20 protein-coding genes are annotated in these 18623 nt (G+C 32.0%); 17 read left to right on the forward strand and 3 right to left on the reverse strand.

Annotated features, from left to right (window positions below; translation table 11 throughout):
• Window positions 1-2: 2 nt before the first annotated feature.
• From B5E58_RS06675 to B5E58_RS13430, 6 genes are all read left to right on the forward strand, one after another.
• Entirely contained in the window at window positions 3-740 is a 738-nt protein-coding gene (locus B5E58_RS06675) for a Stp1/IreP family PP2C-type Ser/Thr phosphatase (RefSeq protein ID WP_088108911.1), read from the forward strand.
• A complete protein-coding gene (locus tag B5E58_RS06680; protein ID WP_088108912.1) occupies window positions 737-3061 on the forward strand; it encodes a protein kinase domain-containing protein in 2325 nt (774 codons plus the stop codon). Before B5E58_RS06675 ends, B5E58_RS06680 begins: the two co-directional genes overlap by 4 nt.
• A gap of 17 nt (window positions 3062-3078) precedes the next feature.
• On the forward strand, window positions 3079-3951 hold the full coding sequence (rsgA, locus tag B5E58_RS06685; RefSeq protein ID WP_088108964.1) for a ribosome small subunit-dependent GTPase A: 873 nt from the start codon (window positions 3079-3081) through the stop codon (window positions 3949-3951).
• Complete coding sequence (gene rpe, locus B5E58_RS06690; RefSeq protein WP_088108913.1) at window positions 3951-4613, forward strand: ribulose-phosphate 3-epimerase; 663 nt, start codon at window positions 3951-3953, stop codon at window positions 4611-4613. Before rsgA ends, rpe begins: the two co-directional genes overlap by 1 nt.
• 1 nt (window position 4614) lies before the next feature.
• Window positions 4615-5250 (forward strand): thiamine diphosphokinase, encoded by a 636-nt coding sequence (locus tag B5E58_RS06695; RefSeq protein ID WP_088108914.1) that lies wholly within the window; start codon window positions 4615-4617, stop codon window positions 5248-5250.
• A gap of 85 nt (window positions 5251-5335) precedes the next feature.
• Window positions 5336-5479, forward strand: coding sequence for a hypothetical protein (locus B5E58_RS13430; RefSeq protein ID WP_158097689.1), 144 nt, complete (start codon window positions 5336-5338; stop codon window positions 5477-5479).
• 54 nt (window positions 5480-5533) lie between these two features.
• Here B5E58_RS13430 and rpmB read toward each other — a convergent pair whose 3' ends face one another.
• The gene (gene rpmB, locus B5E58_RS06700) at window positions 5534-5734 is read right to left on the reverse strand and encodes a 50S ribosomal protein L28 (RefSeq protein ID WP_088108915.1); all 201 of its coding nucleotides are present in this window, start codon (window positions 5732-5734) and stop codon (window positions 5534-5536) included.
• Window positions 5735-5992: 258 nt separating this feature from the next.
• Between rpmB and B5E58_RS06705 the strand changes: the two genes are divergently transcribed.
• From B5E58_RS06705 to B5E58_RS06730, 6 genes are all read left to right on the forward strand, one after another.
• Window positions 5993-6349 (forward strand): Asp23/Gls24 family envelope stress response protein, encoded by a 357-nt coding sequence (locus tag B5E58_RS06705; RefSeq protein ID WP_088108916.1) that lies wholly within the window; start codon window positions 5993-5995, stop codon window positions 6347-6349.
• Between the two features lie 15 nt (window positions 6350-6364).
• Window positions 6365-8029 (forward strand): DAK2 domain-containing protein, encoded by a 1665-nt coding sequence (locus B5E58_RS06710; protein ID WP_088108917.1) that lies wholly within the window; start codon window positions 6365-6367, stop codon window positions 8027-8029.
• Between the two features lie 88 nt (window positions 8030-8117).
• Window positions 8118-10169, forward strand: a complete 2052-nt coding sequence (gene recG, locus B5E58_RS06715; RefSeq protein ID WP_088108918.1) for an ATP-dependent DNA helicase RecG — start codon at window positions 8118-8120, stop codon at window positions 10167-10169.
• A 136-nt stretch (window positions 10170-10305) separates the two neighbouring features.
• Entirely contained in the window at window positions 10306-10857 is a 552-nt protein-coding gene (rsmD, locus tag B5E58_RS06720) for a 16S rRNA (guanine(966)-N(2))-methyltransferase RsmD (RefSeq protein ID WP_088108919.1), read from the forward strand.
• 1 nt (window position 10858) lies between these two features.
• Entirely contained in the window at window positions 10859-11347 is a 489-nt protein-coding gene (coaD, locus tag B5E58_RS06725; RefSeq protein ID WP_088108920.1) for a pantetheine-phosphate adenylyltransferase, read from the forward strand.
• On the forward strand, window positions 11348-11857 hold the full coding sequence (locus tag B5E58_RS06730; protein ID WP_088108921.1) for an ATPase: 510 nt from the start codon (window positions 11348-11350) through the stop codon (window positions 11855-11857).
• A 3-nt stretch (window positions 11858-11860) separates the two neighbouring features.
• Here B5E58_RS06730 and B5E58_RS06735 read toward each other — a convergent pair whose 3' ends face one another.
• Both B5E58_RS06735 and B5E58_RS06740 read right to left on the reverse strand, forming a co-directional pair.
• On the reverse strand, window positions 11861-12979 hold the full coding sequence (locus tag B5E58_RS06735) for a nucleoside recognition domain-containing protein (protein ID WP_088108922.1): 1119 nt from the start codon (window positions 12977-12979) through the stop codon (window positions 11861-11863).
• A 53-nt stretch (window positions 12980-13032) separates the two neighbouring features.
• Window positions 13033-14259 (reverse strand): nucleotidyltransferase, encoded by a 1227-nt coding sequence (locus B5E58_RS06740; protein WP_088108923.1) that lies wholly within the window; start codon window positions 14257-14259, stop codon window positions 13033-13035.
• Window positions 14260-14446: 187 nt separating this feature from the next.
• Between B5E58_RS06740 and B5E58_RS06745 the strand changes: the two genes are divergently transcribed.
• The 5 genes from B5E58_RS06745 (at window position 14447) to rpmF (ending at window position 18612) form a co-directional block, all read left to right on the forward strand.
• On the forward strand, window positions 14447-15469 hold the full coding sequence (locus B5E58_RS06745; RefSeq protein ID WP_088108924.1) for an Hpt domain-containing protein: 1023 nt from the start codon (window positions 14447-14449) through the stop codon (window positions 15467-15469).
• A gap of 151 nt (window positions 15470-15620) precedes the next feature.
• A complete protein-coding gene (gene pta / locus B5E58_RS06750) occupies window positions 15621-16625 on the forward strand; it encodes a phosphate acetyltransferase (protein WP_088108925.1) in 1005 nt (334 codons plus the stop codon).
• 50 nt (window positions 16626-16675) lie between these two features.
• Complete coding sequence (locus B5E58_RS06755; protein ID WP_088108926.1) at window positions 16676-17872, forward strand: acetate/propionate family kinase; 1197 nt, start codon at window positions 16676-16678, stop codon at window positions 17870-17872.
• 50 nt (window positions 17873-17922) lie between these two features.
• Window positions 17923-18429, forward strand: coding sequence for a YceD family protein (locus tag B5E58_RS06760; RefSeq protein WP_158097690.1), 507 nt, complete (start codon window positions 17923-17925; stop codon window positions 18427-18429).
• A 3-nt stretch (window positions 18430-18432) separates the two neighbouring features.
• Window positions 18433-18612 carry a 50S ribosomal protein L32 gene (rpmF, locus tag B5E58_RS06765; RefSeq protein ID WP_088108928.1) on the forward strand — a complete coding sequence of 60 codons (180 nt, stop codon included), beginning with the start codon at window positions 18433-18435 and terminating at the stop codon, window positions 18610-18612.
• Window positions 18613-18623 lie beyond the last annotated feature (11 nt).

The following is an 18623-nucleotide window of genomic DNA, read 5'->3' on the forward strand; positions in this document are numbered from 1 at the left end:
CAATGAAAAGTATTTGTAAAAGTGTAGTTGGAATGTGCCGTAAAAACAATGAGGATTCTGTTTTTTGCGGAGAGAATGGTTTTTTTGACCTTTTCATTATTGCAGACGGTATGGGAGGTTGTAATGGTGGTGAAGTTGCAAGTTCACAAGCCATAGAAGCCTTTTTGGATAGTCTGAGAGACAACAATGATTTTATAAGTGATGAAAATGTTCTTGATGCACTTGTGTCAGCATTACAACATAGCAATGAGGTTGTTTATAGAAAATCTTGTGAAGTTCCTGAACTTGCTGGTATGGGAACAACTATTGATGCTGTTGTTATAAGAAATGGAAAGCTTATAGGTGTTCATGTAGGTGACAGCCGTATTTATATACTTAGAAATGGAAGTCTTAAACGTATAACAGATGACCATTCTTTTGTGATGGAGCTTGTAAGAATGGGAAAACTTACAGAGGCTGAGGCGGAAGTTCATCCGGGAAGAAACATAATAACAAGAGCTTTAGGTACAAGAGACACAATAGAGATTGACACTGTAATAAAAGATGTACAGCCTAAAGATATAATTCTTCTTTGCACAGATGGTCTTACAACAATGATTGATGACAAGAGAATAGAAGAAATACTGTGTTATGAAAAAAGTATAGAAGAAAAACTGGATATATTGGTAAATGAGGCTAATAATGCTGGTGGTTATGATAATATAACAATTATTTTAGTAGAACAGGAGGTGGAGGAATGATTTTAGCAAACGGGACATTGCTTAATGACAGATATGAAATTCTCGAAAAACTTGGTGCCGGAGGAATGGCTGTTGCATACTGCGGTCGTGACAAAATGCTTGATAGATTTGTTACTATAAAAGTTCTTCGTGAAGAATTTTCATCTGATGATGAGTTCAAAGAAAAATTTAAGTTTGAAGCACGTTCTGCTGCAAGTCTTTCTCATCCTAATATAGTAAATGTTTATGATGTAGGAGAATATAACGGTATAAGTTATATAGTTATGGAGTACATACATGGTGATACTCTCAAAAAAGCCATAAAGGAGAAAGCTCCTTTTGATACAATATCTATTGTAAATATATCTTTACAGATGGCTTCTGCCATATCCCATGCCCATAAAAATCATGTAGTCCATAGAGACATAAAACCACAAAATATACTTGTTGGTTCTGACGGTATAATAAAGGTTACTGATTTTGGTATTGCTAGAGCTGCAACAGGTGCTACTGTTGAGACAACAGCTAATGCAATAGGTTCTGTTCATTATTTTTCACCGGAACAGGCAAGGGGTGGCTATGTTGATGAAAAGAGTGATATATATTCTCTTGGTATAACAATGTATGAAATGGCTACTGGTAGAGTTCCTTTTGACGGTGAAAATGCTGTAACAATAGCTCTTAAACATTTAAGTGATGACCTTCCGGACATGAGACAGTTTAATCCTAATTTATCAAAAAATGTTGAGCGTATCATAAAGAAGGCTACTGAAAAAAGAGCAAGTGATAGATATGCAAATGTTGACCTTATGATAGAGGACCTTTTAAAGGTTAAAACAACGGGAGACGCTGAACCGGAAGAAGAAAAACATGATGAAAATAAAATTGAGGAAGAAAATATTATTCCGGTTCCTTCAAGAAGAAGAAGCAGAATGGAAAGAAGAAATGATGCTTCTGATAAAAATAGTAAACTTAGAATTTCAAAAGATACAGGAGATTTTGAGCCTGAGTATGTTGAAGAGGAAGATGATAAAACTGTGCGTTCTTCTTACAGAAAAAATTCTAATAAACCAAAATCAAAAACTGTTTCAGAAAAGAGCAGTATAAAAAGCTCAAAATCAAAACAAAAACCTTCTGAAAGTAAATACAGAAAGAAAAATAATGATGACTATTATGAAGAAGATTATGATAAAGGACAAGAAAAGAAAGTAATAATAGCTGCTGTTATAACAGCTCTTATTATTATCGGAGCAATATCTTTTGCAGGATTTAAGTTCTTGGGAAGTAGTCTTTTTGCAACAGGAGAACCTGTGACAGTTCCTTATTTTGTAGGTGTAAATTATGAGACAGCAAAAAGCACAGCTGAAGATATGGGAATTGAGCTTGTTGAAAAAGGAAAAGATTACAGCAACTATGAAGCTGGTGTAATATTTGCTCAGAATGTTGAAGAAGGGGATACCATAAAGAAAGGTCAGGAAGTTGGCGTTAAGGTAAGTCTTGGATATGCTGAGTATAAAATGCCTAGTGTTGTTGGAAAAGATGAAAATGATGCAACAAATTCAATAAGCGAGAAAACAGGAATTGAGCCTAAAATAACTTATGAGTTCAGTGAAGAAGTTGAGACAGGAAAAGTTATAAGTCAATCTCCTTCTGAGGGAACTACAATTACAGCAAAATCAACTGTAAGTCTTGTTATAAGTAAGGGCGAAGAATTTAAAAAAGTTGCTGTTCCTAACCTTGTAGGTCAGACTGAAGACGGAGCGAGAAAAATGCTTGAGTCTAAAGGACTTATTCTTGGAAATGTGACAAAGACAGAAAGTGAAAAAGTTGCAGAGGGAAAAGTTATAACTCAGACAATATCTGCTGGTGAAGAAGTTGCAAAAAATAGTGTTGTTGATATTGTTATTAGTACAGGAGCACCAAAGGAAGAGGAAAAACCTGAGAATAATGAAGATAATAATAATTCTTCAACAAATAATAATGATAATAATAACACAAATAATAATTCAAGCAATAACAATAATAATAACAACACTGAAACAGATAATACAGAAAATACAAACACAGGAAATAATAATGAGAATACAACTTCAGATGAAAATACAGGGGCTTCATCAACAAAGAATTTCCCTATATATCTTAAAAATGATGGACAGTATGGAGACACAGTCCATGTTAAAGTTGTAAAAACAGGTTCTGATGGAAGTACAACTGTTGTTAAAGACTCTAATCAGTCTGTTTCATCTTTCCCACAGCAAATTTCAATCACTGGCACAGGTAGTGCAACAATAGAATGTTATATAGACGGAAATCTTCTCTGGAGTGAGAATGTAGATTTTTGAAAAGGTGGAAATGAATGATAAGTGGTACAATAATTAAAGGAATAGGCGGATTTTATTATATAGATACTGAACAGGGAGTCTATGAATGTAGAGCCAGGGGTATTTTTAGAAAAGAAAAACTTAAACCTACTGTTGGAGACTTTGTTAAAATATCAGTGTTAGATGAAAAAAATAAAAAAGGAAGTCTTGACTTTATAGAACCAAGAAAAAATATGCTTATAAGACCTAGAGTTTCAAATGTTGAGCAGGCTGTAATAGTTTTTGCTGCTGTAAGCCCTAATATAAATGTTGACCTTTTAGATAGGTTCCTTATACTTGTGGCAGAACAGAAACTTGATGTTTTAATATGTATAAATAAAATCGACCTTGATACTGAAAAGAATTATGAAAGTATCAAAAAGATTTACGAAACTTCCGGTTATAAGGTTATATGTCTTAGTGCTGAAAAGGGGATAGGCATTGAGGAACTTAAAAAAGAACTTAAAAATAAAATATCTGTTTTTGCTGGTCCTTCTGGTGTCGGCAAAAGCAGCCTTATAAATGCTGTTGCTCCAGATTTAAAACTTAAAACCGGAGAGATTAGTGCAAAGATTGAGAGAGGAAAGCATACTACACGCCACGCAGAGCTTATGCAGATAGAAGAACATAGTTATATTGTTGATTCTCCTGGATTTACTTCTCTTTTTCTTGAGCATATACCGGCGGAAGAACTTCAATATTATTTTAAAGAGTTTGAGCCTTATCTCAATGGTTGTAGATACACAGGTTGCAGTCATATACATGAGCCTGACTGTGAAGTAAAAGAACATGTTGGTGAAGAGATACCTAATGAAAGGTATGAAAGATATGTCAACTTATATAATGAACTTAGAAAGGACAGGAGAAAATAATGGAATACAAACTTGCACCTTCACTGCTTTCAGCAGATTTTGGAATTGTAAAAGAACAGCTTGAAATAATGGAAAAAGCAGGAGCTCCATATATTCATCTTGATGTTATGGACGGAGTTTTTGTACCAAATATATCTTTTGGTATGCCTGTTTTAAAATCATTAAGAAAATATACAAACATGGTTTTTGATGCACATCTTATGATTGTTGAGCCTGAAAGATATGTTGAGGAGTTAGCAAAAATAGGTTGTGATATTATAAATATCCATGTTGAAGCTACAAAAAATCCAAAAGAAGTTATATCAAAAATAAACAGCCTTGGTGTTAAATCAGGTATTACAATAAAACCTGCAACACCTGTTTCTGCAATATATGATGTTTTATCTGATGTTGATATGGTTCTTGTAATGAGTGTTGAGCCGGGATTTGGTGGTCAGAAATTTATGCCAGAACAGCTTGATAAAGTCCGTGAGCTTAAAAAGATAAAAGATGAAAAAGGCTATAAATATGATATACAGATTGACGGCGGAATAACTCTTGACAATGTAAGAGAGGTTATTGAAGCTGGTGTAAACTGTGTTGTTGCTGGTTCATCTGTTCTTGGTAAAGAAGACATTGGAAAAGCAGTAAAAGATTTTAATAGTATTTTTGAGGAGTATTAATATGAGAGCTATTGTTTTTGGTGGTGCTGACATAGATGATTACAGTTTTTGTAAAAAATACATCAATTCTGAAAACATTATAATATGCTGTGATAGAGGACTTTTACACGCAGATAGACTTGAGGTAAAACCAGATTATATTGTTGGAGATTTTGACTCTGTTGCAGATACACTTTTAAAGGAATATAGAGAAAAAAACTTTGATATAGAGGAGTATCCTTCCCATAAAAATTATACAGACCTTGAACTTGGAATTAATATTGCTATTGAAAAAGGTGCTGATGATATAATTATTATGGGTGGTATAGGTTCAAGAATTGACCATACTTTTGGCAATATGCATCTTTTATATATGCTTCTTAAAAAGAATATAAAAGCCTGTCTTATAAATGAACATAATTACATTACTCTTACAAATTCTAAACTCAAATTAAAGGGAGACAAAGGCGAAACTGTTTCTGTTCTTCCTTTTATGGGTGATGCTTTCGGTGTAACACTTAAAGGTTTTGAATATCCTTTAAATGACGCTACTATGAAGTGTGGAGAGTCTTTGGGAGTAAGTAATGTTGTTGTAGATGATGAAGCTTTTGTTGAAGTAAAAGAAGGTTGTCTGGCTGTTATGAAAGCTAGAGATTAATTTAAAAAACACAGAGTTATATTTTAACTCTGTGTTTTTTATTTGAATATAATATACCAACAAATTTTTATGGTGGTGGATTATATTGAAATGTATAAATAAAGATGCTTTGGGTTTTATATGTATAGGTTTTGGTGCTGGAATAATACTTGTTGCCTTTGTGCCTAAATGGTGCTTTTTTTGGGGTGGAATATTTATATGTTGTGGAATAAAAATTTTGAATGAATAAATAAAAAAGGCTTCTGAAATTTTCAGAAGCCTTTTATCTCTTTATTATAAAAGATTAGATTGCACGAGTTACTTTATTTGAACGTAAACATCTTGTGCAGATGTAGATTGATTTTACTGTTCCGTTATCTACGATTTTAACTTTTTTTACGTTTGGTTTCCATGTTCTGTTAGCACGTCTACTTACCTGACTACGGTTGATGCTAATTCTATGTCCTGTACGCATACCTTTTTCACAAATTTCACACTTTGCCATTTTAAATGCACCTCCTCGAATTCTTTGTGTGACACAACAAAAGTATTCTATCAGAAAAAAAAGAATTTTGCAACATTTTTAATGTTTTTTTTAAAAAAATTTTATAAAAAATAATTGCAGTAATTAAAGTATTCAATTACAATATAGATTGTATCGTCATAAATAGTTGTTTGTATACTTTGTGAATTAAAATAATGTTTTAAAAAATATGTTTTTAGTGTTATAATAAAGAAAATTATTATTTTGGGAGGTAGATTTATGTCAGCTAAGCTTGAAAATGATTATGGTGTCATTACAATAGAAAACGAAGTTATTGCGAGGATAGCAGGCTATGCTGCCATGGACTGCTATGGTATAGTTGGTATGGCTGCTAAAAATGTAAAAGACGGCATTGTCCAGCTTTTAAAGAAAGAAAGTCTTACAAAAGGAATTAAACTCACAGTCAATGAAAATAAAATTTCACTTGATTTTCATATTATTGTTGAGTATGGCACAAATATTACTGCTATTGCAGATAATATTATAAGCACTGTAAAATATAAGGTTGAGGAATTTGCCGGCCTTGAAGTGGAAAATGTCAACATATTTGTTGAAGGTGTCAGAGTAGACAATTAAGGAGGAGCATTACCTGTGGGTATTACTAGTATTAATGGATTATTATTGAAAAAAATGATTATTGCGGGAGCTAATAAGCTTAACAGTGAAAAACAGCTTGTAGACTCTCTCAATGTTTTTCCTGTGCCAGACGGTGATACAGGTACAAATATGTCTCTTACAGTTATTGCAGCAGCAAGAGAAATTGAAAAAAATAACAGCCTTAACATAGGTGAGATAGCAAAAGCTGCAGCAAACGGTGCTTTACGAGGAGCTAGAGGAAACTCTGGTGTTATAACATCACAGCTTTTCAGAGGTTTTTATAAAGGTCTTGAAGGCAAAGAGGAAGCAAACACAAAAGATATTGCTTTAGCAATAGCAAAAGGTGTAAAGACAGCTTATAAGGCAGTTATGAAACCAAAGGAAGGTACTATTCTTACAGTTGCAAGAGCTTGTGCTGAAAGTGCTGAAAAATATGCTGATGAAATAACAGACATTGAAAAATTTATTGAACAAATACTTGAAGACGGAAATGCTATGCTTCTTCAAACAACAGATATGCTTCCAGCATTAAAACAGGCTAATGTTGTTGATGCAGGAGGAAAAGGTTTACTTTTCATTCTTCAGGGAGCTTATGAGAATATACACACAGAGGGAGAAATTACTGTTGATGAGCCTTTAAAAACTCAGGTTCCAGATTTCTCTGCTATTACATCTGTTGACAATGACAGTATAACTTTTGGATATTGTACAGAATTCTTTATAAATGTAAATAATGCAGATAATAAGATTGTAACAAATCTTAAAGCATATCTTGGAACAATAGGAGATTCTATTGTTTGTGTTGCTGATGATGATATAATAAAAATTCATGTTCACACAGACCATCCAGGACTTGCCCTTGAGAAAGCTCTCACAATAGGAAGTTTAAGTGGTCTTAAAATTGAAAATATGCGTGAACAGCACACAAATATAATTGACTTTGGAGGAAACAAAAAATCAGAAGCTCCAGCTCCTGTTGAAAAGAAAGATGAACCACCAAAGGAAATTGGTTTCATATCTGTTTCTGTTGGTAGTGGTCTTTCTGAAATATTCAAAAACCTTGGTGTTGATGAAATTATTGAGGGTGGACAAACTATGAACCCAAGTACAGAGGATATTTTAAATGCTGTTGAAAATATAAACGCAAAAAATATCATTGTACTTCCTAACAATAAAAATATAATACTTGCTGCTGAACAGGCTGCAAAACTTTCAAAGGATAAAAAAGTTTTTGTTGTTCCTTCAAAAACAATACCTGAAGGTATAACAGCTATGATAAACTTTAATCCTGCTGAAAGTGTTGACAGTAATGTTTCTGATATGACAGAAAGTTTATCAACTGTGAAAACAGCCATGGTTACTTATGCTGTCAGAGAAACTTCTATTGATGATAAGCAGATTGAGGAGGGAGATATCCTCGGTATGCTTGGAGGAAATATTGCTGTTGTTTCAAAAGACTTGATTGAAGGCACAAAAGAGCTTATTGATAAGGCTGTTGATGATGACAGTGAAATGATAAGCGTTTATTATGGAAGTGATGTAAAAGAAGATGAAGCAAATGAAATTGCTGCATATATTGAGGAGAAATATCCTGATTGTGAAGTTGAAGTTCAGCTTGGAAATCAGCCTCTCTACTACTACATTATTTCAGTTGAATAAAATATAATTAAAAATAAATATTTAAGGGGCAGTTTAGCTATATATTTTATTATATTGGCTTATCTGCCCTTTTTTTGGAGGTGAATATATGTTTTTGGAAAGTCCTGTTACAGAGATAAAAAGTATAGGCGAGGAGAGAAGCAGGAAACTTTCAAAACTTGGAATATTTACTGTTAAAGACCTTATTGAACATTTTCCAAGAGATTATGAAGATAGAAGCCAAATAAGAAATATATCTGATATACAGATTAATGAGGAAAATACATTTATAGGAAAAGTTAAGGGTGTTCCCGATGATATACGTGTCAAAAATTTGAGAATGATTAAAGCTAAAATTGAGGACTCAACGGGAAAAGTTACTGCTGTATGGTACAATCAACCTTATATGAAAAAAGCCTTTAAAGAGGGTGTTGATTATATTTTTACAGGAAAAGCAGTTAAAAAATATAGTAGAATAGAAATACAGTCTCCAGAGTTTGAGGTAGTTTCTGAAAATGATACGCTTTCAGGAGGTAGAATTGTTCCTGTATATCCTGCTACCAGTGGTATTTCTCAAAAGATATTGAGAGGTCTTATAAAAGACACTATTGATGCTACGGGAAATCAGCTTTGTGATTTTATGCCTTTGTGGGTGAGAAAACAATATAAATTGTGTGATAGAAATTTTGCTATTCAAAATATACATTTTCCTGAAAACAATGATAGCTTTTTTATTGCCAGAAGAAGACTTGTTTTTGAAGAACTTTTTATACTTCAAACTGCTCTTTTGAGAATGAAAACAGCCTTTAAAGAAAATAAAAAAGGTATTGTTTTTGAAAATACAAAGTGTATAAATGATGTTTTAGATATTTTACCCTTTAATTTGACTGATGCTCAAAATAAAGTTTTGGGAGAAATAATGTCTGATATTAAAGAGGGCAAAGCTATGAACAGACTTGTACAGGGTGATGTTGGAAGTGGTAAAACTGCTGTTGCTCTTGTTGTGGCATATATGGCAATAAAAAATGGTTTTCAGTCAGCTTTAATGGTTCCTACTGAAGTTTTAGCAGGTCAGCATTATGAGTTTTTTTCTGAAATGTTTGGAAAACTTGGAATTGAAACTGTACTTTTGACAGGTTCACTTAAAAAGAAAGAAAAAGATTTAATATTAGATAAGGTTAAAACAGGACAGGCTAAAATGATAATAGGAACTCATGCTGTTATACAGGAAAATGTTGAGTTTTACAATTTAGGTATGGTTATTACTGATGAACAACATCGTTTCGGTGTAAGACAGAGAGGAACTTTAAGTGAAAAGGGAAATAATCCCCATGTTCTTGTTATGACAGCAACACCAATTCCAAGAACTCTTGCCCTTATACTTTATGGTGACCTTGATATATCAATAATAGACCACTTACCACCAGGACGACAAAAAATTGATACTTTGGGAGTAAATTCATCTTACCATGATAGAATATATGGATTTATAAAGAAAGAAGTTGATAGGGGAAGACAGGTTTATATAATATGTCCAATGATTGATGATAATGATAAATTAGATGTTCAATCTGTAACAAGTTATACTGAAAAACTTAAAAATGAAATATTTAGTGAATATTCTGTTGAATGTCTTCATGGAAAAATAAAGCCTAAAGAAAAACAAGACATTATGGATAGATTTTCAAGAAATGAAGTTAATATACTTGTATCTACAACAGTTATTGAGGTTGGTATAAATGTTCCAAATGCAACTATAATGCTTATAGAAAATGCGGAAAGATTTGGACTTGCGCAGCTTCATCAGCTTAGAGGGCGAGTTGGCAGAGGTAATGAGAAATCTTATTGTATACTTGTAAGTGACTCAAAAAGTAAAGTTGCAATAGAGAGAGTTAAAATGATGACAAAATCTTCAGACGGTTTTGAAATATCTGAAATGGACTTGAAACTTAGAGGTCCGGGAGAATTTTTTGGTACAAAACAACATGGTTTGCCTGAAATGAAAATTGCAAATCTTTATAAGGATATGGATATTTTAAAAGAGGCTCAAAAAGCCGCTTTTGATATTATAAAATATGATGAAAATATGGAAAAAGAGGAAAATGAATTGCTTCTTAGAGAGTTACAAAATATCATTAATGTTGACAAAGTTAATATATAATTTCATTTTAGTCATATTATATATTTTATTAATTTGAAAAAAATGATATAATTAAATTCATTGTTGTATTTTAAAGGTTTTTTTGCTATACTCTATTTGTATTTTTTAGATTAATTAAATTTTTTGGAGGTTTTTTATGCGTGTTATTTCAGGAATGGCAAGAGGCCATAAACTTTTAGCACCTGAAGGAATGGATACAAGACCAACTACTGACAGAATAAAAGAAACTCTTTTTAATATAATTGCTCCGGATTTGCCACAGTCAAGATTTCTTGACTTGTTTTCAGGTTCCGGAGCCATAGGAATTGAGGCTTTAAGCCGTGGTGCACAAAAGGCTGTTTTTGTTGATGAGTCTTCAAAATGTAGAGAGATTATAGAACATAATCTTAAACATACAAAACTTATTGATAATGCAGATTTATATTGTATGGACGCTGTTTCAGCAATAAATATGCTTGGAACAAAGGGTGAGAAGTTTGACATAATTTTTCTTGACCCACCTTATAATATGGGATTTTATGAGCCTGTTATTATTGCTATTAAAAATTCCGGTATACTTGATAAAGAAGGATATATTATAGCAGAGCGTTCACCAAAAGTTTCTATACATGAAATTGAAGGTATTACAATACTTCGAGAGAAAGAATATAAAACAACAGTTATGACCTTTATGGCGTTGGAGGATTAATATGATAAAAGCAATATATGCAGGGAGCTTTGACCCTGTAACTCTTGGCCACCTTGATATTATAAAGAGAGCAGCAAAAATTTCAGACACTCTTGTTGTTGCTGTTTTGGAAAATCCAAATAAACACTGTCTCTTTACTGTGGAGGAGAGAAAAAGACATCTTGAAATGGTTACATCAGATATTAAAAATGTAGAGGTTGCTTCCTTTCAGGGACTTTTAGCTGATTTTGCAAGAAAGATAGATGCAAATGTAGCTATAAGAGGGTTAAGAAATGCTGTTGATTTTGCTTGTGAACAGCAAATGCAACTTATAAATGGTAGACTTAATGATAATATAGAAACTATTTTTCTTGCTGCTGATGAAAAACATATATCTTTAAGCTCAAGTGCTGTTAAAGAAGTAGCTGTTTTTGGTGGAAATATTGATTTTATGGTTCCTAGTGAGATAATTGGTTTTGTTGAGGAAAAATATATGAAACGAGGTGTTTAAATGGACGATACAGTTTTTAAATTACTTGATGAGATAGAAGAAATTATAGATGGTAGTCATGCAACACCTTTCTCTGGAAAGGTTAAAGTCGATAAAGACGAAATTTATGCAATATTGTCTGAAATAAGAACTAATCTTCCTAAAGAGATTGAACAGGCTAAATGGGTTATTGAGGAGAGAAACAAAATACTTATTGATGCCCAAAAAGAAGCTGATGAAATGCTTAAAAATGCAGAAGCTCATATAGAAAAACTTATAAATGAAGATGAAATTACAAAAAGAGCTTATGAACAAGCTGCTGTAATAAGTGAAAACAGCAAAAAAATGGCTAAAGAAATGCGTCTTGGTGCTATGGAATATGCTGATGAAGTTCTCTCTCTTGCAGAACAGAGAGTCAAAGACCTTATGGAAGCCATGAAAGAGGAGTCCATAAAGTCAGAACAGTTCTTTAATCAGACTCTCAACATTATATATGAAAACAGACAGGAACTTCGTGGAGTTAAAAAATAATTATTATCTTTTTGTTTTAAAATATATACAGTTTATAAAAGACAGAATAACGACTAAATATGAAAATACTATACATAATATTGAAATGTTATCAGTGCCCTGTATAAATACAGTAGGCACTGTTTTTTGTATGTGTTTTTCTAACAATCCATAAAATAATACAGTATATATCAGTGCAAAAACTGTGTTTAATATTTTTGAAATTATGTATATAAAAGGGCTTAAATCTGTATTTGAAAATACACTTATAGTCTGTAAATTTATAGAAATACCACTGAAAGATATAACTAAAATAATACCTATTATTTTTGAAAATAAATCTATATTACATTGGCTTAAAATATTACAGCCACAAGTCATTTCCATTATGCCTGATACAATTCCCTTTGAATATTCATTTGAAATTCCTGTTATATTATATATTAAATTTGATATATTTGAAAATATTCCCCATATTTCCAATGTACATATTATTACGGAAAATAAAACTATAAATCCACCTATCATTATTATTGTCTCTGATGATGAATATATGCTCTTTTTTAAAATTTCTCCCACAGTATAATATCTGTTTTCTCTATTTTTTAATGTGTAGTTTTTTTTATTTGTTTCTTTTATATCTATAAACTTAAATATAAATCCTGTTGAAATTGATGATATAATTACTATAAATATTATAAAATATCCAGCCATATGAAAGCCTAACATTGATGTTGCTACTGTTCCTGTTATAAAAAGAGGACTGGCATTACTTGAAAATGAAAGTGTCCTTTGAGCATCTTTTCTTGTTATAACACCTTCGTTATATAAATCAGCTATTATTTTTGCACCTGTTGGACAGCCTGAAATTAGCCCCATAATCCATGGAAAAGCACATTCTTTTGATACACCGAAAAGGGGAGTCATTATATTTTTAAATAGTTTTCCGAATGTTTTTGAAAATCCTGTAAGTGAAAGTATTGAAACCCCTGTCATAAATACAAAAAGAGAGGGAATAACATTTTTATACCATAGTATAAGACCGTTTTTTGATGACTCAAGTATTTCTTTTGGAAATATTATAACTGTTATTAATATTGAAACTGTTATAAAAGAAAATACTGACATTTTTATTTTGTTCATAAAAAAATCCCCCTTTCTTATAATGAATATGAAAAAGAGAGAATTTTTATGAATTATATCATAACCATAGGCGTTGAATATTCTGTTTTTAATTGTGAAAAATTTTTGTTTGGACTTAAAGCTTTGTAAATATCTGTTGATTGTATTTCTTTTTCAAGCATTTTTAATCCTCTTTCATTTAAAATTGAATTTGCATTTTTGATATTTGTTATTATAGGTAATTTTGATTTTTTTGACATTTCTTTTAAAAGTATAGAGGCTTCACGTCTAAAGCCTAAGACACGTATATATTGTGAAAAACCATTGTCAATAAATTCTTCTGTGTCTGATTTTTTAATATCAAGAACAGTGTGGAGTAATGCTCTTTGAATTTTTGTATAGGTGTATCGTTTTGATTTTATAAAGTCACACATTTGTGAAAATGTATAGTTTTCAGAAATAGCTTTATATATTCTGTTTTCCAAGCCTTCTGTAATATCTGAAATCTCTGAAATATATTCTGGCGATGACATTATTATTTTATAATTTAAAAAGTGTGATAAATCATCAGCAAAAACAGGGGATTTTCCTAAATTCAAATTTTCTGAATATATTCTTTTGCAATTTTCAGGTACAGCATATAAAGCCTTTTGGATTTGATTTTGTTTTATATACTCTCTTATTGCTGTGGCTGATGCTATTGTACTTTCTATTGTTTTTGAATTGTAATGAGCCTGTTCTCGTTTTATTGTGGAGGCTTTTATATTACTTTTAATTTTTTTTAGTGATTTTAAATATTCTATACCTAATATATTATTAGGATTTTCAAGTATATCTTTAGGTATGTGTGTTATTTTTTCTAAAGCTTTTGAGCGAGCAGAAGGGAAAACAATTCCCTTTGAAAGTTCTTCTTTTATTATGTTTTTAAATTCTTCGGGCTCGTTATAAAGTATATCAGCAACTTTTTCTATATATTCAATTTTTCCCGCCTCTGAACCAAATGATATTGTATCTATTATACCTGTACTGTCCATAATTCTTACAGCGCATTCGGAAAAAAATTCTGCACTGGCTGTGGCAAAATATAAAGGTATTTCTATAACCATATCAACACCATTTAATAGAGCACATTTTGTTCTTGTCCATTTATCGAATATTGCCGGTTCTCCTCTTTGAACAAAATTACCACTCATAATTGCTATTATAAAATCAGATGATGTTTCTTTTCGTGTTTTTTCTATGTGAAATTTGTGTCCATTGTGAAATGGATTATATTCTGACACTATTCCCGTTATTTTCATGTTAAAAAACCTTCCATGTGATAAATTTTTGAGTATTTTTATTTGGTATAATTATTATAACAAATAAAATCTTTTTTGTTCAGTATTATGACTTTTTTCTATGGAAAAAAAGAACTTAAGGATATATACTTTTAATATAGAATTTTTATAAATAATTTTATTATATTAATAAAGCAGGGATTGATTTATGGAAGATGAACTGGATTTATTGAGTTATGTTTTTATTGATGAATGTCGAAATCATATAGCTAAAATAAGCGAAATTCAAATGAATGCAGTATCAAAAATGAATTTTTCTGATTATGAAATGAATAAAATACTGAGAATACTTCACAGTATAAAGGGTTCTTCTTCTATGATGGGTTATATGGGCATAGCACAAGTTTCTCACTCTCTTGAAGAACTGTTTATATATTTTAAAGATAACAGTTTTTCAGATAAAGAGTTTAACTATGTTATAAGTCTTTCAAAAATGGCCTTAAATTATATTAGTACAGAGATAAATAATATTGAGATGAAAAGTATAACCTCTGATTATGGATACAGTATTACAAAATTTATAAATAACTTTCTCATGGAAAAATCTTTTGAAAGTGAAAATTTTTCAAATGATTTTTGTAATTGTGAAGGAGTAAATTTTAAACCTTATATAATCAGAAAAAATGATTTTAGATTACTAGAAAGAAAAGTAAAAAGACTTGTACACATACTTTCAATAGAGCTTAATAAAGATGTTAATGTTATTATGAATGGTACAGACACTGTAATAAGTGATAATATAAATGATAAAGTTTCTATATCTGTTATTCAGATGATTAACAACAGTATGGACCATGGAATAGAGTCTTCTGAGAAGCGTTTAAAGCTAGGTAAAGACCCTAAAGGCACTATTAAAATTGATATAAATAAATATGATGATTTTATAGAAGTTTCTGTAAGTGATGATGGAGCTGGTCTTGATAGAGATGAAATAGCTGCTATTGCCTTTAAAAAAGGTTTTATAAAAGACAGTGAATATACTGACAGTGAAATATATTCATTTATAATGTATCCTGGATTTACAACAAGAAGTAATCCATCACTTTTTTCTGGTAGGGGAATTGGTCTTGATACAGTTAAAGCAGCAATAGGTTCTGTTGGTGGGTGTATAACAATTTTAAGTGAAAAAAATAAAGGTACAAATTTTATTATAAAAATTCCATTAAAATAACTATTATTTGTGTTATAAAAATAGTAAAAGAGACTTGTATACAATAAACCTTTTGTATATAATATATAATGTAATGTATTAGGAATTTTATTGTGCAGGTTTCAATAAAGAGTAATAAAAAATTTAAAATTTATTTTAGGAGGATTTTAAAATGGACTTTTTAAACATTATGAAGGAAAAAGCAAAAAATGATATTCAGACAATAGTATTGCCTGAGTCTTATGAAAAGAGAAACCTTGATGCAGCTGCTGCTGTTCTTAAGGAAGGTCTTGCAAATATTATCCTTGTTGGTGAGAAGGATAAAATTATTGCGGCTGCCGGAGATGCTGATGTATCAAAAGCAACATTTATAAATCCTGATGACTGTGAAGAAATGGGTGACTTTGTTGCTACATTCTGTGAGCTTAGAAAGAGTAAAGGTGTTACTGCAGAGCAGGCTTTAAAAGCTCTCTCAGACCCTCTCACATTCGGTGTAATGCTTGTTAAAAAAGGAATTGCAGACGGTATGGTTTCAGGTGCAATTCATGCAACAGCTGATGTTCTTCGTCCTGCTCTCCAGATTTTAAAAACAGCTCCTGGAACAGATATTGTTTCTTCGTTCTTTGTAATGGTATGTAAAGACGGAACATATGGAGATGACGGCGTTCTTGTATTCGCAGACTGTGCTTTAAATCAGAACCCTAATCCAGCAGAACTTGCTTCAATAGCTGGTGACTCTGCTAAATCATTTGAAGCTTTTGTTGGTGGAGAAGCTAGAGTTGCTATGCTTAGCCATTCAACAATGGGTAGTGCAAAACATGCTGACGTTGATAAAGTTGTTGAAGCTACAAAGATTGCTAAAGAAAAATATCCAAATGTTAAACTTGATGGTGAATTACAGCTTGACGCTGCAATCGTTCCTTCAGTAGGTTCATTAAAAGCACCTGAAAGCTCAGTTGCTGGAAAAGCAAACGTTCTTGTATTCCCTGACATTGATGCTGGAAATATCGGATATAAACTTGTTCAGAGATTTGCTGGTGCAGAGGCTTATGGTCCTGTATTACAGGGTATTGCCAAACCTGTAAATGACCTTTCAAGAGGTTGCTCTGCTGAAGACATTGTTGGTGTTGTAGCAATAACAGCTGTTCAGGCTCAGGTTCTTAAAGCTGCAAAATAATTTTGTTTATTTATTTTATATGGTAAATATTTGACTAAGGAGAGAAGAAAATGAAAATTCTTGTATTAAACTGTGGTAGTTCATCATTAAAATATCAGCTTATTGACGGAGATACAGAGGCTGTTCTTGCAAAAGGTCTTTGCGAAAGAATTGGTATTGAAGGTTCAAGACTTAAACATCAGCCAGCAGGAAAAGAAGACTATGTATGTGAAGAATATATGGAAGACCATACAGTAGCTGTTCAGATGGTTATTGATGCTCTTCTTGATACTGAACATGGTGTTATAAAATCAGTTAAAGAAATTGGTGCTGTTGGACATCGTGTTGTTCATGGTGGAGAATACTTTGCAAGTTCTGTAATTATAACAGAAGAAGTTAAAGAAGCTATAAGAAAATGTTGTGACCTTGCACCATTACACAACCCAGCAAACCTTATTGGTATTGATGCTTGTGAAAAAATTATGCCAAATGTTCCACAGGTAGGTGTATTTGATACAGCTTTCCATCAGACAATGCCTGAAAGAGCTTATCTTTACGCTCTTCCTTATGAATACTATGAAAAATATAAAATAAGAAGATATGGTTTCCATGGTACAAGCCATAAATATGTTGCTCAGGAATGTGCAAAAATGATGAATAGACCAATCGAAGAGTCAAAAATCATTACTTGCCATCTTGGAAATGGTGGAAGTATCTGTGCTGTGAGAAATGGAAAATCAATTGACACATCAATGGGCTTTACACCTCTTGAAGGTCTTGTTATGGGAACAAGAAGTGGTGACGTTGACGCTGCTGTTGTAACATATCTTATGCAGAAAGAAAATCTTACACCTTCTGAGATGGATACTATACTTAATAAAAAATCTGGTGTTCTTGGTATATCAGGTGTTTCAAGTGACTTTAGAGATGTTCAGTCAGCTGGTTCAGAAGGAAATGACAGAGCAAACACAGCTCTTGACATATTTGCATACAAAGTTGCAAAATATATCGGTGAATATGCCGCTGCAATGAATGGTGTTGACGCTATCGTATTTACAGCAGGTCTTGGAGAAAACTCTGGTGTAATTAGAAGAGCAATTTGTGACTACTTAGGTTTCCTTGGAGTACACATTGATTCTTATAACAACAGTTTAAGAGGAAAAGCTATGGAGATTTCAGCTCCAGACTCAAGAATTAGAGTTTATGTAATTCCTACAAATGAGGAATTAATGATTGCAAGAGATACAAAAGAGCTTCTTGACAAATAAACAATGAATATGTATAATATCATAGGTATACGACAATAGGGGTGATTTGTGTGCGTGTAGATATATCGCAGTTGTTTGGTCATAGAGGGAAAAGTATTCCCATAGACCTGTCTATTGATATTAACGATACAGAGGGTTATCCCGATGTTGTTGGATTTCTGGAGCCTGTTAAAATAAAAGGTACCTTGACAAATATTGATGATATTATAGTGCTTGATGCAGAGGGAGATACACTTTTAAACGTTTCTTGCAGCCGTTGTCTTGCACCCGTCAATGTTAAGTTAAACTTTAAGTTATATGAGATGTTTAGTAAGACAGGCAATATAGATGAAGATATCGAAGCTGTTACAGAGGACAGTATTGATTTGTATCCTTATGTAAGGAATGAGGTTTTTGAAAATATTCCTATGAAAATTGTCTGTAAAGATGACTGCAAAGGACTTTGTCCTTCCTGTGGAAAAAATCTTAATGAAGGCAATTGTGATTGTGATACTTCATATATTAATCCTAAATTTGACAGCTTAAGAGCTCTTTTCAACGTTGATGAGGAGGTGTAGAAAATGGCAGTACCAAAGGGAAAGGTTTCTAAATCAAAAAGAGACAAAAGAAAAGCACAGAGCTGGACAATCAAAACTCCTGGCTTAGTAGCTTGCAGCAAATGCGGTGAGTTAATGATGCCTCATAGAGTTTGTAAGGCTTGTGGTTCTTACAATAAGAAAACAGTTATCAAAGTTGACTAATTCTGTCAGCT

Origin of the sequence: Tyzzerella sp. An114 (assembly GCF_002161055.1) — a bacterium.
Classification (GTDB): domain Bacteria; phylum Bacillota; class Clostridia; order Lachnospirales; family Anaerotignaceae; genus Fimicola; species Fimicola cottocaccae.

Coding starts and splice junctions, on each gene's coding strand:
- B5E58_RS06675 (WP_088108911.1), top strand. CDS start 3: ATGAAAAGTATTTGTAAAAGTGTAGTTGGAATGTGCCGTAAAAACAAT.
- B5E58_RS06680 (WP_088108912.1), top strand. CDS start 737: ATGATTTTAGCAAACGGGACATTGCTTAATGACAGATATGAAATTCTC.
- rpe (WP_088108913.1), top strand. CDS start 3,951: ATGGAATACAAACTTGCACCTTCACTGCTTTCAGCAGATTTTGGAATT.
- B5E58_RS06695 (WP_088108914.1), top strand. CDS start 4,615: ATGAGAGCTATTGTTTTTGGTGGTGCTGACATAGATGATTACAGTTTT.
- rpmB (WP_088108915.1), bottom strand. CDS start 5,734: ATGGCAAAGTGTGAAATTTGTGAAAAAGGTATGCGTACAGGACATAGA.
- B5E58_RS06705 (WP_088108916.1), top strand. CDS start 5,993: ATGTCAGCTAAGCTTGAAAATGATTATGGTGTCATTACAATAGAAAAC.
- recG (WP_088108918.1), top strand. CDS start 8,118: ATGTTTTTGGAAAGTCCTGTTACAGAGATAAAAAGTATAGGCGAGGAG.
- rsmD (WP_088108919.1), top strand. CDS start 10,306: ATGCGTGTTATTTCAGGAATGGCAAGAGGCCATAAACTTTTAGCACCT.
- coaD (WP_088108920.1), top strand. CDS start 10,859: ATGATAAAAGCAATATATGCAGGGAGCTTTGACCCTGTAACTCTTGGC.
- B5E58_RS06730 (WP_088108921.1), top strand. CDS start 11,348: ATGGACGATACAGTTTTTAAATTACTTGATGAGATAGAAGAAATTATA.
- B5E58_RS06735 (WP_088108922.1), bottom strand. CDS start 12,979: ATGAACAAAATAAAAATGTCAGTATTTTCTTTTATAACAGTTTCAATA.
- B5E58_RS06740 (WP_088108923.1), bottom strand. CDS start 14,259: ATGAAAATAACGGGAATAGTGTCAGAATATAATCCATTTCACAATGGA.
- B5E58_RS06745 (WP_088108924.1), top strand. CDS start 14,447: ATGGAAGATGAACTGGATTTATTGAGTTATGTTTTTATTGATGAATGT.
- pta (WP_088108925.1), top strand. CDS start 15,621: ATGGACTTTTTAAACATTATGAAGGAAAAAGCAAAAAATGATATTCAG.
- B5E58_RS06755 (WP_088108926.1), top strand. CDS start 16,676: ATGAAAATTCTTGTATTAAACTGTGGTAGTTCATCATTAAAATATCAG.
- rpmF (WP_088108928.1), top strand. CDS start 18,433: ATGGCAGTACCAAAGGGAAAGGTTTCTAAATCAAAAAGAGACAAAAGA.